Source organism: Sphingomonas sp. DC5200-1 (genome assembly GCF_049897245.1).
GTDB lineage: Bacteria > Pseudomonadota > Alphaproteobacteria > Sphingomonadales > Sphingomonadaceae > Sphingomonas > Sphingomonas aquatilis.
Genome location: NZ_JAFCVW010000005.1, coordinates 299,187 through 314,151, shown reverse-complemented (window position 1 = coordinate 314,151; position 14,965 = coordinate 299,187). Strand labels below are relative to the sequence as shown.

Here is a 14,965-nt window from a genome sequence, read left to right as displayed (position 1 = left end):
AAACGTCTCGCCCCTCCCCGATCAGAACGTCGCGCTCAACCCCAGGCTGAACACCCGGCCGAGATTGTAACGGTTGATGTACACTTCCTTGCCGCTCGCGAAGGTCTGGCTCTCGTTATAGCGCGTCCGCGTGAGGTTGCGCGCCTCCGCCTTGATCTCGAACTCCCCGCCGAGCAGCTTGACACCCTGGCGCGCGACCAGGTCCAGGCGGATGCCGGGATGCTCGACGATATCGGGCTGGAAGGTGTTGCCGCCCAGGTTCGACGGCCCGCGGTTCGTCACGCGATCGCTCGCATAGTTGAACAGCAAGGTGATCTGCGACAGCGATTCCTTGTCCTCGATCCCGACCTGCACGTTGACCAGATGGTCCGACTGGCCGGTCAGCGGCGCGCCATCGCGGAACAGCAGCCCCGCAGGCCCGAGCTTCGAGCCGCAGCCCGCCAAGCCCGTCCCCGTCGAGCGGAAGTCGACCGCCGGGTTGGGCACGCAGGTGCCGTCCGCAGTGATCTTCGACTTGGTGTAGGTATAGTTGGCGATCAGCAAGGCGCGCCGCGTTGCGAAGAAATCGCTGCCGGCGAACAGGTCACCCAGCGGGAAATACTTCTGCAGCTCGATTTCGCCGCCATACAGCACGGCCTTGGGCAGATAGGTGAAGCCCGTCTGCAACCGGTCGTCGGCGCCGGTGTAGAAGCCGACCTGCTCGATCGGGCGATCGATCCGCTTGTAGAAGCCCGCCAGCGTGAAGCGCTGGTCGCGCTTGAAGAACCATTCGTAGCGCGCCTCGAGGTTGTACAGCTCGCTGTCGCGCAGCAACGGGTTACCAAAGAACAGCCGATCCGAATCGGGATCGCGGAACTGCTGCGGTGCGAGTTCGCGGAACTGCGGGCGCGAGATCGTCTTGGCGGCGCTCGCACGCAATTGCATGTCGGGCGCGAAATTCCACGTCAGCGTCGATGCCGGCAGGAAGTAATCGTTGCGCAGCCGCGTACCGCCCGTCGTGACACCGAACGGCGTGACCCGCTCGTCGCCCTTCTCGTAGCGGACACCGATCACCGCGCGCAGGCCGTCGAACGCCTCCGCCTCGGCCTGGACATAGCCCGCATGCACGTTGAGCTTCGCATCGTAGCGATAGGCGCCCGCCTGCGTGTTGAATTGCAGCTGGATCGTGCAGGGATCGGTGTTTGCGGTCAGCGGGCAGGCATTGTTGAGCACGTCGGGGCTGAGCAGGTAATCCGGCCGCAGCAGATTATAGGGATAGCCCGGCGCGGTGCCGCCGCCACGCGACGTCTGATAGTTGAAGACGAGCCGTGACGAACGGCGCTTGGTGTCCTGATAGAAATAGCCCGCCGACAGCGTGATCGGCCGATCGGCGTCGATCTTGTACGATGCGTCCGCCTGACCGGTCCACAGATCCTCGTTCAGCTCGCTGAAGATGATCGAGGCGAAGGGCGTGAAGCGCTGCGTCACCTGATAGGCGCCGTTGCACTGGAAGCCGCCGGCCTGCTGGATGCCGTCGCTGGTGATCGGATAGCCGTTGGTCGTCGTCGCCGAGCAGAGATAGTCGAACTGCCGCTCATAGGGCGCGTTGCGCTTCGAATTGGCATAGGCGCCGCGCGCGTCGACCTTCAACGCGTCGGTGATCTTGAACTCGCCGACCAGCTGCGTCTCGATCAGCTGGCGTTCGAACCAGTTGGTGTTCTGCTGGAAGCGCAGGCCGCTGGCGTTGTTGTACAGCTCCGCCGCGGACCCGCGCGCCTGCTTCAACGTGTCGTGAATGTAGACGTTGGTCCAGCGCAGCGTATTCTCGCCGAATTCGAGGCCCAGGCCGATCAGCGCGTTGGCGACGATGCGGTTGTCGGTCAGCAGCGTGCGGAAGTCATTGCGCAGCGTGCCATCCGCCGACACGCTGTCCTGCTGCACCGCCGATCGCGTGCGGAAGGTGTTGCTGGCGCTGAGCGACGCGATCACGCCGAGGCGCGACGCCCCGATGTCATACACCGACCCGCCGCTGATCTCGCCCGACCAGTTCGCCGGCAGCTGATTGTTGCGCTGGAGCAAGGTCGTCGAGGCGTTGGACAGTTGCGCGACCTGCGCCGCCGGGATGATGCCGCTGCCCTTCGGGGCGTTGCGGATGAACGCGGGCACTTTCCGCGTGCCGTCATCATAGCCGATCCAGTCCGCGCCACCGCCGTAATAGGTGTAGCCGAGCTCGCTCGTCGTCGAATCGTCGGCTGCGATCGATCCGCCGACCTGGACGAAATTCTTGTCGGGAATCGCCTTGGTCGTCAGGTTGATGACGCCACCGCCGAATTCGCCCGGATAGTTTACCGAATAGGTCTTCTGGACCAGCGCCGATCCGACGATCGTCGTCGGGAAGATGTCGAGCGGCACCGACCGGCGCAGCGGCTCGGGCGACGGCAGCGGCGATCCGTTGAGCAGCGACGACGAATAACGATCGCCCAGGCCGCGCACGTAGACGAAACCACCGCCGACGACCGACAGGCCGGTGACGCGGGTCAGCGCGCCGGCGATGTCGCCCTCGCCCGTGCGCGCGATGTCGGCGGTCGACAGGACCGAGACGATCTGCGGCGTCGCGCGGACGACGTTGGGGATGTTGCGGCCGACGACGACGATATCCGCGCCATCGCCATTCATGCCGGGTGCGGACACCTCGACGGGTGCCTCCTGCTGATCGGTCGAGGTCGGCGCCGCACTCTGCGGGTCGGCCGCGCCGCTCGGGCTGGCGGTCGCGGGCGTCGAGGTCTGCGCCGGGGCGCCGGCGCCATTGGTCTGCGCCAGCGCGGCCGGCGCCACCAACGTGGTGGAAAGAAGAAGAAGGGTGGCGAAAGCGTGCCGCTGCGACATGACCGTCAATCCCGGACAGGAGGCTGTAGATACAGGTGTCCGGGGCGGCGTTGCCGCCACCCCGGAACCGATGCTGGCTGGGGACGGGTGCGTCCCCACCGCATCAGCGGCCCTGGCAGGCGAAGTAGATCGAGTTGAACGTCGGCGGGCCGAAGTCCTGCAGCGTGTCGTCCTTCGGCCGGATCGTCGTGCGGCCGCCGCTGGTCTGCTCGCCGGCGACGAGGTTGATGCAGGCGACGTTGCTCACCGTCTTCACGATGCCGTTGACGTAGCGCATGTCCGACCCGCCACGCTGACGGATCGCAGCCGGCGCCAGCGCGGTCTGGATGAAGGTGAAGTTGGCGTAGGTCGAGAAGGTGCGCGGCAGCAGATCCTCGGCGTTGTTCGAGTCGATCTCGGTCGAGAAGCTGTCGACCGTCGCGCCGCCGACGCGCTGCGCCGCGATCATGAACTGCATGAAGCCGCGATAGCCGTTGTCGATGTCGAAGCCGTCGTCGTCGGCGCCGGTGACCGCGATGTACTTGATGTTGGTGTTGCCGCCGAAGATCTCGATGCCGTCATCCGCCGAATTGTGGCTCTGGATATGGTCGATGATCGTGCCCGAGCCGGTGCCGCCCAGCGTCAGGCCCTGCAGTTCGTTGCCGTCGCTGATCGCGATGCCCGAATAGCGGATCTGGACGTAGGACATCTGGCCCGACGAGTCGCCCGTGGTCGGCCCGCCGTAGAAGCGGCCGGTAACGCCCTCGATCGCCTGCTGGCAGGTGGTCGAGCTGCCCGCCGCATTGTTCGGGCCGGTGCCGCTGGCGCACACGCCGGTCGGCGCACGGCCGAGCAGGATGATGCCGCCCCAATGGCCCTGGCTGGTTTCCGATTCGCCGGTCGCCGAGGTCACGTTCTGCTGCGAGGTGAAGATGATCGGCGCGTCGCGCGTGCCGATCGCCACCAGCTTCGAACCGCGGTTGACCAGCAGCAGGTCGTTGGTCGCCTCATTGGCGTTGGAGAAGACGGTCACGCCCGCCTCGATCGTCAGCGTCGCGCCGGTGCCGCCGGTCGAGCCCAGATCGGTGCCCACTTCGGTCTGGCCGGTCAGGCGATAGGCGATGCCGGGTATGCGTGGCAGGGTCAGGCTGGTGGTGATCGCCTGCGGGATGTCGCACACCTTGAAGCCGCCGACCGTCGCCGCGGTCGCGGTGCCGCTGCCACCGGTCGCGGTGACCGTGCCCGTCGGGCAGGCGGTGCCGCTCGCCAGCGTGCCGATCGCCGGCACCGCGGTGCAGCGCGCGCCCGACCCGCCGAATTCCGCCGCGGTCGAGTTGCAGGTCCAGCCTTGGAAGCTCGTGTCGCTCGGGCCGTTCAGGGCACCGACGTAATTGGTGCTGGTGAAGAAGCTGTTGATCGACGACGGGTCGGTCGCGGTGGTCAGCGACGTCGACGAGACGGGGTAGACGCCGTTCAGCTGCGCGCCGGTGCCGTTGATGTTGTTGTTGCTGCCCGCATTCACGATCGCCAGCTGTTCGTCGGCGGTGATCGAGATGCCGTTCACCGTGGTGACGGCGGCGAACTGCGCCGCGGTGATCGCGCTGGGCGTCGGCGTGGGGGCGGTCGGCGTCGGCGTCGGAGCCGGCTGCACGATCGTCACGCTGCCCGCGCCGGGCGAGGCGACGTTGTCCGCGCCGCCGCAGCCGGCAAGCGCGAGGCAGGCGGCGGACGTCATGAGGAATTTGCCGTAGCGCGTGGTGGTCGCCATGATCGAAATGCTCCCGGTCGATATGCGTTGTCGCGAAGTCGGGCTGCGTGCCCGCGATCGACCAAGGTTCCCCCGTTCGCCGATCCCTGAAGCGGCGGTTAGGCGCGTTGAATGACGCCATCGTGAGGATTTCGAGACGGTTCCGTTACGATGATGCGACGGTTTCGTGACACTGCCGACGGGGTGCGGCGCTAGCTAAGCGATTAATATGCCTACAGTTGATGACCAATAAGGGGGGAGCCGCCGACGTATCTCGGCAAGCCGCTCTCCTGCGTAAACGCCCCCTCCACCACGCCCTCCGGGCGCGGTCCCCCTCCCCCGCTAGAGCGAGGGAGGACTTTTGACGCATGTCAGTCCTCCCCCGCCAGGGGGAGGTGGCAGCGCACAGCGCTGACGGAGGGGAGGACACGGCCAGCTCGCCGATCCACGACACCCCAAACGCCACAAACGCCCGACAAACAAAACGGGCGCCCTCCCCACGGAGGACGCCCGTCGCATCATGCGAGAAGCGTGCGCTTACTTCTCGCCGTTGTCCTTCACGCCGACGGCGGGAACCGAGATCGTTTCCTTCTCGGTCTTCACCTTGGGCACTTCGACCGTCTTTTCGGTGGTGCCGACGACGACTTCCTTCGAATCGAGATCGACCTTCGGCAGCGAACCGCCCTTGGCGCTGACGTCGACCGACGGCAGCGAGCCTTCCTTCGTGACCTTGGCGCTCCAGAAGCCGGTCGCGAACAGCAGGCCGACGATCACGAGCGGGACGACCGCGACGATCGCCAGCACACGGCCTGCACCGCCGCGACGTTCCACCACGACGCGCTGTCCGGTCCGATCGGTCGTATAGTCCACCATCACCACTCTCCCTGAAATGTGAAGGCGTTAAAGCGCACGGGCCCCGCATTGTTCCCGAGGCGCAACGACAAAATGACAGGGATATGACACGAACGGGCAACAGGGCCGGCGCGTGATCGCCTCGCGGCCCGACGGACGCAGCGCACCAAAAAGCCCGCCGGTCGATGCGACCTGGCGGGCTGATATGGTGGGCGCGACAGGGATTGAACCTGTGACCCCACCCGTGTGAAGGGTGTGCTCTACCGCTGAGCTACGCGCCCGAAACAGTTCGGAGGCGGGCCTTTAGGGGGCGGCGTGGCCCCCTGTCCAGTGCAAAATCCTTGCGCGAAAAAATTTGCGCCCGAATATCGCCCCGCCCGCTGGGATCAGTTGACCGAATCCTTCAGGCCCTTGCCGGCCTTGAACTTGGGCTGGCTGGATGCCTTGATCGTCATCGGCTCGCCGGTGCGCGGGTTGCGGCCCGTCGACGCCTTGCGCTTCGACACCGAAAAGGTGCCGAACCCGACCAGGCGCACTTCGTCGCCCTTCTTGAGGCTTGCGGAGATCGCGTCGAACACCGCTTCGACCGCCTTGACCGCATCGCCCTTGGCGAGGCCCGACATGTCCGCGACAGCCGCGATCAATTCCTGCTTGTTCATCGAGTTACTGCCCCCTTTGGCATGAGCGTCAGAATCATTGCCCCGCCGGAACAGCGAATAACGCTGTCGCGGGCGGGCATGTCAAATGATTATGGCCGCGCCCTCTTCGACGCGGCCGTTCGATAGCGTTAATACACGGACCCTAAGGGTCGCCAAGTGCTCAGTGATGCAACTCGCCGCCCGCGGGCGCAACCCCTGTCGGGGGCAGCGCCGCAAGTTCGTCGGCGTCGGTCCAATCGATCGCCTCCAGCGGCTCGGTCAGCGCCAGCGTCAGCACCTCGTCGACATGGCTCACGGGAACGATGGTCAGGCCATCCTTCACGTTCTGCGGGATGTCGGCGAGATCCTTCTCATTCTCCTGCGGGATCAGCACCGTCGTGATGCCGCCGCGCAGCGCGGCGAGCAGCTTTTCCTTCAGGCCCCCGATCGGCAACACACGACCGCGCAGCGTCACCTCGCCGGTCATCGCGACGTCCTTCTTCACCGGCACGCCGGTCAGCGTCGATACGATCGACGTGACGAGGCCGATACCCGCCGACGGCCCGTCTTTCGGCACCGCGCCTTCGGGCAGATGGATATGGATGTCCTTGCGATGGAACAGCGAGGGCTTGATGCCATAGCTGGGGCTACGCGCCTGGACGAAGCTGAAGGCCGCCTGCACCGATTCCTTCATCACGTCGCCCAGCTTGCCGGTGGTCTTCACCGCGCCCTTGCCGGGAACCGTCACGCTCTCGATCGTCAGCAACTCGCCGCCGACCTCGGTCCAGGCAAGACCCGTCACCGCGCCGATCTGATGTTCGGTTTCGCTGAGCCCGTGGCGATACTTCTGCACGCCCGCGAATTCGTGAAGGTTGTCCGGCGTGATCGTGACGCTGCTCGCCTTGCCCTCCAGAATCTGGCGCAGCGCCTTGCGCGCGAGCTTGGCAATCTCGCGCTCCAGCGTGCGCACGCCGGCCTCGCGGGTGTAGCGCTGGATGAGGGCGCGCAGACCCGCTTGCGTCAGCGTGAACTCGCCCGCCTTCAGGCCATGCGCCTCGATCTGCTTTTCGACCAGATGGCGTTCGGCGATCTCGACCTTCTCGTCCTCGGTATAGCCCTCCAACCGGATGATCTCCATGCGGTCGAGCAGCGGCTGCGGCAGGTTGAGCGTGTTCGCGGTACACACGAACATCACGTCGCTAAGGTCGATGTCGATCTCGAGATAGTGATCGTTGAACTTGCCGTTCTGTTCGGGGTCGAGCACCTCGAGCAGCGCCGACGCCGGATCGCCACGGAAATCCTGACCGAGCTTGTCGATCTCGTCGAGCAGGAACAGCGGGTTCGACGTGCCGGCCTTCTTCAGGTTGGTCACGATCTTGCCCGGCAGCGAGCCGATGTACGTCCGGCGATGGCCGCGGATTTCGGCCTCGTCGCGCACGCCGCCCAGCGACTGGCGGATGAACTCGCGCCCCGTCGCCTTGGCGATCGACTTGCCAAGGCTGGTCTTGCCGACGCCCGGCGGGCCGACGAGGCACAGGATCGGCCCCTTCAACTTGTTGGTGCGCGCCTGCACGCCGAGATATTCGACGATCCGGTCCTTCACCTTTTCCAGCGCATAGTGATCCTCGTCCAGCACCGCCTGCGCGGCGGCGATGTCCTTCTTGATCTTGCTCTTCTTGCCCCACGGCAGGCCGAGCAGCACGTCGAGGTAGTTGCGCACGACGGTCGCCTCGGCGCTCATCGGCGCCATGGTCTTCAGCTTCTTAAGCTCGCCCGTTGCCTTCGCGCGGGCTTCCTTGCTGAGCTTCAGCGTCGCGATCTTCTGGGTCAGCTCAGCGATCTCGTCGCCGTCGCCCTCGTCGTCGCTGTTACCCAGCTCGCGCTGAATCGCCTTCAACTGTTCGTTGAGGTAATATTCGCGCTGCGTCTTCTCCATCTGGCGCTTGACGCGGCTCTTGATCTTCTTCTCGACGTGCAAGACGCCGAGTTCGCCTTCCATAAGCGCATAGGCCATCTCGAGCCGCTTGACCGGATCGAGCTCGACCAGCAGCGCCTGCTTGTCGGCGACCTTGACCTGGACGTTGGCCATCAGCGCGTCGGACAGCTTCGCCGCCTCGACCAGCTCGCCCAGCTGCTGCGCGGTTTCCGCCGGCAGTTTCTTGTTGAGCTTGGCGTAGGTTTCGAACTGCTCGACCGCCGAGCGCATCAGCGCCTCGACCTCGATGCCCTCGGCCACCCGCTCTTCCAGGATCTCGATCGTCGACTGCAGATAGCCGTCCGCCTCGGACAGCTCGACCAGCCGTCCGCGCGCCTTGCCCTCGACCAGCACGCGCACGGTGCCGTCGGGCAGCTTCAGCAGCTGCAGCACGGTCGCGGTGACGCCGACCTCATACAGGTCCTCGCGCGCCGGATCATCCTGCGCGGGGTCGAGCTGCGCGACGAGGAAGATTTCCTTGTCGGCATTCATCGCCGCTTCCAGCGCCGCGACCGATTTGTCGCGGCCGACGAACAGCGGCACGATCATGTGCGGGAAAACGACGATATCGCGCAGGGGAAGGACGGGAAATAGGGTCATGAATACTCCGACGCCGCCCGATACCGGGGCGGCCTTGTCGCCTATATGGGGTGGCTTGCGATAGGCATCAATCGTTACGGGTCGGTATGCAAGCCCGCGGGGTCGATCGGGTTCGGGCCGATCGCTTTTGTGGCAATCGCTTCGGGCCGCTCGCTTCGGACTTGTCATCGCCCGGCCCAGCGTGGAAACCGGCGCTCGCCTGTCCCCAGGGAGAAACCGATGTCGCCACGCCTGCCCTTCGCTGCCCTGCTGCTCCTGTCGACGGGGGTCCACGCTGCGGAAAAGGGCATGCCGCCGATCACCGCGCAGACCGCTCTGTCCGGTGGCCCGCTCGATCCCGCGCAGAAGAAGGTGACGCTCGACACCGCCGATCTCGCGATCGAGGTCGATCCGGTGCGAGAGGTGATCAACGGCACCGCGACGCTCACCTTCACCGCGCGCGACCGGATCAACAAGCTGGTCGTCGATCTCGACAAGAATTTCACCGTCACGGCCGTGCAGGTCGACGGCGTCGACGCGGGGTTCAGCAACCCCGAAGGCCGGATGACGATCACGCTCGCCAAAAAGGCGGCGAAGGACGCCAAGCTCACCGTCAAGATCGTCTACGGCGGCCGCCCGCACACCGCGGTGCGCGCGCCCTGGGATGGCGGCTTCGTCTGGGCGAAGACGCCCGACGGCCAGCCCTGGATCGCGACCGCTGTGCAGATGGAGGGCTGCGACCTCATCTGGCCCTGCATCGATTACCCGACCTATGAGCCGCAGAAGGTGACGCTGCACATCACCGTACCCAAGGGGCTGTCGGCGCCGTCGAACGGCAAGCTGCTCGGCGTCGATCGCCTCGACGACGGCCGCTCGACGTGGAACTGGGAGGCGAAGCACCCGAACCTCTACGGCATCGCGCTAAACGTCGGGCCGTATGAACAGATCGCCGGCACCTACAAGAGCCGCTTCGGCAACGAGATCCCGATGTTTTATTGGTATCTGCCCGGTGAAAAGGAAAAAGCGGAGAAACTCTTCGCCGAATTCGCCCCCACGATCGACTTCTACGAATCGACCGTCGGCCCCTACCCCTGGGCGGACGAGAAGGTCGGCGTGGTCGAGACGCCGCACAAGGGCATGGAGCACCAGACCATCAACGCTTATGGCAACAATTATGCCAAGGCGCCCGAGGGGTTCGACTGGCTGTTCCAGCATGAATTCGGTCACGAATGGTTCGCCAACCAGCTCACCGCGAGCAACTGGGACGACTTCTGGCTGCACGAAGGCTTCACCGCCTATATGCAGCCGCTCTACGGCCGCTGGCGCGAGGGCGATGGGCGCTACACCGCGATGATGCTGGCGAGCCGCCCGGCGATCCTCAACGAATCGCCCCTCGTCACCGGCAAGCCGCAGGCCGCCGAAGAGGTGTATGAGAAGGCGCCCGGCCGCGGCAGCGACATCTACAACAAAGGATCGTGGGTCCTCCACACGCTGCGCAACGCCGTCGGCGACGCAGCCTTCGGCGAAATCCTGCGGCGCGAGGTCTACGGCCGCCCCGATCCGGCGCCCGGCAATTTCACGCCGCAGTTCCGGACGACGCCCGAATTCATCGCCATCGTCAACCAGGTGACCGGGCAGGACTGGCAGTGGTTCTTCGACACCTACCTCTATCAGGCCGCGCTGCCGAAGCTGGTCGTCAACCGCAACGCAACGCAGCTGACGCTGAAATGGGTCGCCCCGACCGGCAAGCCCTTCCCGCTCCCCGTCGAGGTCGCGGTGGACGATGTCGTGCGCAAGGTGCCGATGACCGGCGGCCTCGCGACGATCACGGTCCCGGCCGGCGCGCATATCGTCGTCGACCCGATGTCCCGCGTGCTGAAGCAGGACGACGCTGTGGATGCCTATCAGGCATGGAAAAAGGAACAGGCGAAGAAGTAACGTTGTGGAGGGCGGCAGGCAGCCGCACTCCCCCCGTCACCCCGGACTTGTTCCGGGGTCCACCGGGCCGCGAGGGGATGCTTTGAGCCTCCAGCCGCCCCCGCGCCGCAGAGTGGACCCCGGAACAAGTCCGGGGTGACGAAGAGTTTGGGGCGCTGCTGGCGAGCAGCGTCAGCACGCGCTCTGCGCCCCCTCCCGCGCGGCGCAGCATGCGCGTAAGAAAGACCCATGCTCCTCACCCTCGCCCTGCTCGCCGCCGCCGCCGCACCGCTCCCCAAGAAGGGCGAGCCCGCGATCACCCCCCTCACCCAAACGTCCGGCGGCGTCCGCCCCGCCGAACAGCTCGCGCTCCGCTTCGACCATGCCGACCTGACGTTCGAAGTGCTGCCCGACACCGAAACGCTGAACGGCATCGCGACGCTGCGCTTCACCGCCACCGCGCCCGTCGCCACGCTGCTGATCGATCTCGACCGCAACCTGCCCGTCACCGCGATCACCATCGACGGCACGCCCCTCACGCCGGCGAGCTGGTCGAACCCCGAAGGGCGCCTCGCCATCCGTCTGCCGCGCGCGCTGAAAGCGGGAGACAGCGTCACCGCGCGCATCGTCTACGGCGGCCAACCCCACGTCGCGGTGCGTGCGCCGTGGGACGACGGCATGGTCTGGTCGAAGACGCCCGACGGTCGCACCTGGTTCGCGACCACGTCCGAAGGCTATGGCTGCGACCTGTTCTGGCCGTGCCTCGACTTTCCGACCGGCGAACCCGCGCTGGTCGACATCCACATCATCGTACCCAAGGGCCTGAAGGCGCCTTCCAACGGTCGCCTGATCGGCGTCGACACCATGCCCGACGGGCGCACCCGCTGGAACTGGCGGACGCGCAACCCCAACACCTACGCCATCGCGCTCAACGTCGGGCCATATGAGGAGATCAGCGGCACCTACAAGAGCCGTTTCGGCAACACGATCCCCATGTCCTACTGGTATCTGCCCGGCGAGAAGGCGCAGGCCGAGCGCCTCTTCGCCGAGTTCGCGCCGACGCTCGATTTCTTCGAAACCATGGTCGGCCCCTATCCCTTCGGCGATGAAAAGGTCGGCGTCGTCGAAACCCCGCACAAAGGGATGGAGCACCAGACCATCAACGCCTACGGCAATGATTACGCCAAGACGCTGGAGGGCTTCGACTGGCTGTTCCAGCACGAATTCTCCCACGAATGGTTCGCCAACCAGCTCACCGCCGCCAATTGGGACGATTACTGGCTGCACGAGGGCTATGGCACCTACATGCAGCCCGCCTACGGCCAGTGGCGCGAAGGCCGCGCGCGCTATGACGCGATGATGCAGGCCGAACGCGACAAGATCGTGAACGCCCAGCCGATCGTGAAGGGCAAGGTCCTGACCGAAGAAGAGGTGTACGAACCCGACAAGGGCGGTGCGGGCCAGGACATTTATTACAAGGGATCGTGGATGCTCCACACCCTGCGCGGGCTGATCGGCGACGATGCCTTCTGGAGGATCACGCGCCTTGCCGTTTACGGTCGCCCCGATCCGCGCCCCGGCAATTTCCGCCCCCGTTTCGGTTCGACCGCGGAATATGAGGCGCTCGTCCGGCAGGTGACGGGCAAGGACTATCGCTGGTTCTTCGACGTCTATCTGCGCCAGGCAGCCCTGCCCGACCTCGTCGAGACGCGCACCGGCGACCGCGTAACCTTCGCGTGGACCGTGCCCGGCGGCGGCGCATTCCCCATGCCAATCGACGTACAAATCGGCACCACCACCACGCGCCTGCCGATGACCGACGGCCGCGGCACGCTTACTATTCCGGTCGGCACCCACTACATCGTCGATCCCGACGCAAAAGTCCTGCGGCGCAGCGTCGCGGTAGAGGAGATAAGGGCATGGCGACCGACGCACGGCGCGCGCTGATGGGCAGCCGCTGGCCCGCCCGCGCGGCAGAGATGGCGGCGATCTTCATGGTCGGCGACGGCCTGATCGGCCTTGCCCAACCCCACCGCCATGTCGATTTATGGAAAGACGCGGCGCTGGGCGCAGAGCGCGTGGTCCGACCGTTCGTCGGCCACCCGGCCCGTCGCCGGGTCTACGCTGTCGCGCAGATCGCCGCCGGACTGTGGCTCGCCAGTCGCCAGCGCCCCAAGCCTATCCGCGACTGAGCGGCAGCGCGGGCAGCGGCATCGGCGACGCGTCGCCATAGAGGTGCGATACGTCAGCCTTCCAACCCTTCAGGCGAGTGACGGCCTTGCCCTCGCAGACCGGCATCGTGACCAGCCGCACCCAACGGCGCCCGCCATCGACCGGTCGAATCGCGATATCGAGCGTGAAGCCGCGCCGATGGCGGATCGCATGGGCGCGCAGCCGCTCCATCGCCGCCCGCGACGATTCCTCGTACAGCGTCACGACCTCTTCGCGCTGCGGCCGATGGTCGGCCGGATAACCGAACAGGCGGCGCACGTCCGTGCCCCAGTCAAGCCGCTGCCCGGCCAGTTCGCAGCTCCACGCGTTCGCGGACGTGTCGAGCGGAACCCGAACCGGGTTGGATGGCGCGCTGTCCAGTTCGATCACACGCCCCAGATCGAAGCGATCGGCCATCCAAAGGGGCCAGCTGTGGTGAAGCGGTAAAGGCTCGGTCGGGATCACGCGCGGCGGCTCCTATACCTCTGCGCGCTAACCCAAATTACACTAACGGCGGGTTACCAATTTACGGAAGCCGTTCCGTGGGCTCGACACCCCACAGGTGCGACACCTCGACATAGCCCGCCTGCCCTTTCACGTCGAAACGGCACCAGCCATTGCCGCATTCGCTCAGCCGCCCAACAACGCCCGGGGCCGCGCGCCACGACAGGCCGGCGCCGGCGGACGGCTGCGCCCGCATATCGGCGGGTTGCTGGCCACGCACGATGCCGGTGCGGCGTTCGCTGAGCAGCGCCGCCAGCATCCAGCCCTGCGTGCCGTCCGGGTCTTCCACCTTGCGCCACTGCTTGAACACGGCGACCACCCGCACGGGCAGATCGGCGCGCTGATACAGCCAGCTCGCCGGATAGGTCTTGTCCGGCCCGGTCCGCATCCGCGCACGGCCAGCGTTGATCGAGGCATAATATGGCAATGTCTTCTTGGCGTCGGCCGCCAGCGCGCCGCCCTCGATAGCGACCGCCGCCAGCACCGCTGCCGCCCAGATCCGATGGCGCATCGTCACTGTCCCTTTTTCTCGTATATCCTCTCTCTAGCGCCGCCGCGCGCGGTGGCAACGATGCGTTGACGTTCGCCCGCACCTTCGCCAAGCCGGACGCGCGATGCCAGATACCAGCCCCCGTCCGCCGGCGCCGCGCGCGCCCCGCGTGATCGTCACGCGCGAGTTGACCGACTCGATCATGACGCGGCTGGAGGATTTGTTCGACACGGCAAACAACCGCGGCGATACGCCGATGACGCGCGATCAACTCGCCGCGGCGATGGCCGACTGCGATGTGCTGGTCCCCACCGTCACCGACGAGATCGACGCGACGTTGATCGAAGGCGCGGGCGAGCGGCTGCGCTTGATCGCCAATTACGGCGCCGGCGTGAACCATATCGCGCTGAAAGCGGCGCGCGCGCGAGGCATCATCGTCACCAATACGCCGGGCGTCCTGACCGAAGACACGGCGGATATGGCGATGGCCTTGATCGTGTCCGTCCCCCGCCGGCTGGCGGAGGGCGAGAAGCTCGTCCGGTCGGGCGAATGGCATGGCTGGAGCCCCGGCGGCATGCTGGGCCGGCGCATCGGTGGCAAGGCGCTGGGCATCGTGGGCATGGGCCGCATCGGCCAAGCGGTCGCGCGCCGTGCCCGCGCCTTTGGCCTGTCGATCCATTATCACAACCGCCGCCGCCTGCCCGCGGTGGTCGAGGCGGACCTGGGCGCGACCTTCCACGCCGATCTCGACGACCTGCTCGGGCTGGCCGACATCGTGACGATCCACACGCCGCTCAACACCGACAGCCGAGATCTGATCGACGCGCGGCGTATCGGGCTGATGCGGCCGCACGTCTATCTGATCAACACCTCGCGCGGCGGCATCGTCGACGAGGTCGCGCTGGTCGATGCGCTGGAGGCGGGTCGCCTCGCCGGAGCAGGCCTCGACGTCTGGGAGCACGAACCGCGGATCGATCCGCGTTTGCTCGCGCTGCAAAATGTGGTGATGACGCCGCACATGGGCTCGGCGACCCTCGAAGGGCGGCAGGCATCGGGCGAGCGGGTCATCCAGAACATCCGCATGTGGGCGGACGGCCACCGCCCGCCCGATCAGGTGCTCGACGGCTGGCTCTGACGCCTCCGGCACAAATGTAACAAATCGTGATATTTCATGGGGTCGCGCAACCTTTGCTGCGCGGCAACATTGA

General features: G+C 66.2%; 11 protein-coding genes and 1 tRNA gene. 4 read left to right on the top strand and 8 right to left on the bottom strand.

Annotated features, from left to right (window positions below):
• Positions 1-21 precede the first annotated feature (21 nt).
• From ACP7A3_RS13205 to lon, 6 genes are all read right to left on the bottom strand, one after another.
• A complete protein-coding gene (locus ACP7A3_RS13205) occupies positions 22-2,865 on the bottom strand; it encodes a TonB-dependent receptor domain-containing protein (protein ID WP_426255907.1) in 2,844 nt (947 codons plus the stop codon).
• Positions 2,866-2,968: 103 nt separating this feature from the next.
• Positions 2,969-4,612 (bottom strand): hypothetical protein, encoded by a 1,644-nt coding sequence (locus ACP7A3_RS13200; protein ID WP_426255906.1) that lies wholly within the window; start codon positions 4,610-4,612, stop codon positions 2,969-2,971.
• Positions 4,613-5,128: 516 nt separating this feature from the next.
• The gene (locus tag ACP7A3_RS13195; RefSeq protein WP_426255905.1) at positions 5,129-5,464 is read right to left on the bottom strand and encodes a hypothetical protein; all 336 of its coding nucleotides are present in this window, start codon (positions 5,462-5,464) and stop codon (positions 5,129-5,131) included.
• A 185-nt stretch (positions 5,465-5,649) separates the two neighbouring features.
• Positions 5,650-5,724, bottom strand: a tRNA-Val gene (locus tag ACP7A3_RS13190).
• Between the two features lie 105 nt (positions 5,725-5,829).
• A complete protein-coding gene (locus ACP7A3_RS13185) occupies positions 5,830-6,102 on the bottom strand; it encodes an HU family DNA-binding protein (protein ID WP_426255904.1) in 273 nt (90 codons plus the stop codon).
• 160 nt (positions 6,103-6,262) lie between these two features.
• Positions 6,263-8,656, bottom strand: coding sequence for an endopeptidase La (lon, locus tag ACP7A3_RS13180; protein WP_294212317.1), 2,394 nt, complete (start codon positions 8,654-8,656; stop codon positions 6,263-6,265).
• Positions 8,657-8,875: 219 nt separating this feature from the next.
• Between lon and ACP7A3_RS13175 the strand changes: the two genes are divergently transcribed.
• From ACP7A3_RS13175 to ACP7A3_RS13165, 3 genes are all read left to right on the top strand, one after another.
• A complete protein-coding gene (locus tag ACP7A3_RS13175) occupies positions 8,876-10,573 on the top strand; it encodes a M1 family metallopeptidase (protein ID WP_426255903.1) in 1,698 nt (565 codons plus the stop codon).
• 228 nt (positions 10,574-10,801) lie between these two features.
• A complete protein-coding gene (locus ACP7A3_RS13170; protein WP_426255902.1) occupies positions 10,802-12,499 on the top strand; it encodes a M1 family metallopeptidase in 1,698 nt (565 codons plus the stop codon).
• Positions 12,472-12,744: a hypothetical protein gene (locus ACP7A3_RS13165; protein ID WP_426255901.1), complete on the top strand. Its 273-nt coding sequence runs from the start codon at positions 12,472-12,474 to the stop codon at positions 12,742-12,744. The genes ACP7A3_RS13170 and ACP7A3_RS13165 overlap by 28 nt, the downstream gene beginning before the upstream one ends.
• Here ACP7A3_RS13165 and ACP7A3_RS13160 read toward each other — a convergent pair.
• Both ACP7A3_RS13160 and ACP7A3_RS13155 read right to left on the bottom strand, forming a co-directional pair.
• Positions 12,731-13,180, bottom strand: a complete 450-nt coding sequence (locus tag ACP7A3_RS13160; RefSeq protein WP_426255900.1) for a hypothetical protein — start codon at positions 13,178-13,180, stop codon at positions 12,731-12,733. The genes ACP7A3_RS13165 and ACP7A3_RS13160 overlap by 14 nt on opposite strands.
• Positions 13,181-13,289: 109 nt before the next feature.
• Positions 13,290-13,778, bottom strand: a complete 489-nt coding sequence (locus ACP7A3_RS13155) for an SH3 domain-containing protein (protein WP_017979256.1) — start codon at positions 13,776-13,778, stop codon at positions 13,290-13,292.
• Positions 13,779-13,881: 103 nt separating this feature from the next.
• Between ACP7A3_RS13155 and ACP7A3_RS13150 the strand changes: the two genes are divergently transcribed.
• Positions 13,882-14,892, top strand: coding sequence for a 2-hydroxyacid dehydrogenase (locus tag ACP7A3_RS13150; protein WP_426255899.1), 1,011 nt, complete (start codon positions 13,882-13,884; stop codon positions 14,890-14,892).
• Positions 14,893-14,965 lie beyond the last annotated feature (73 nt).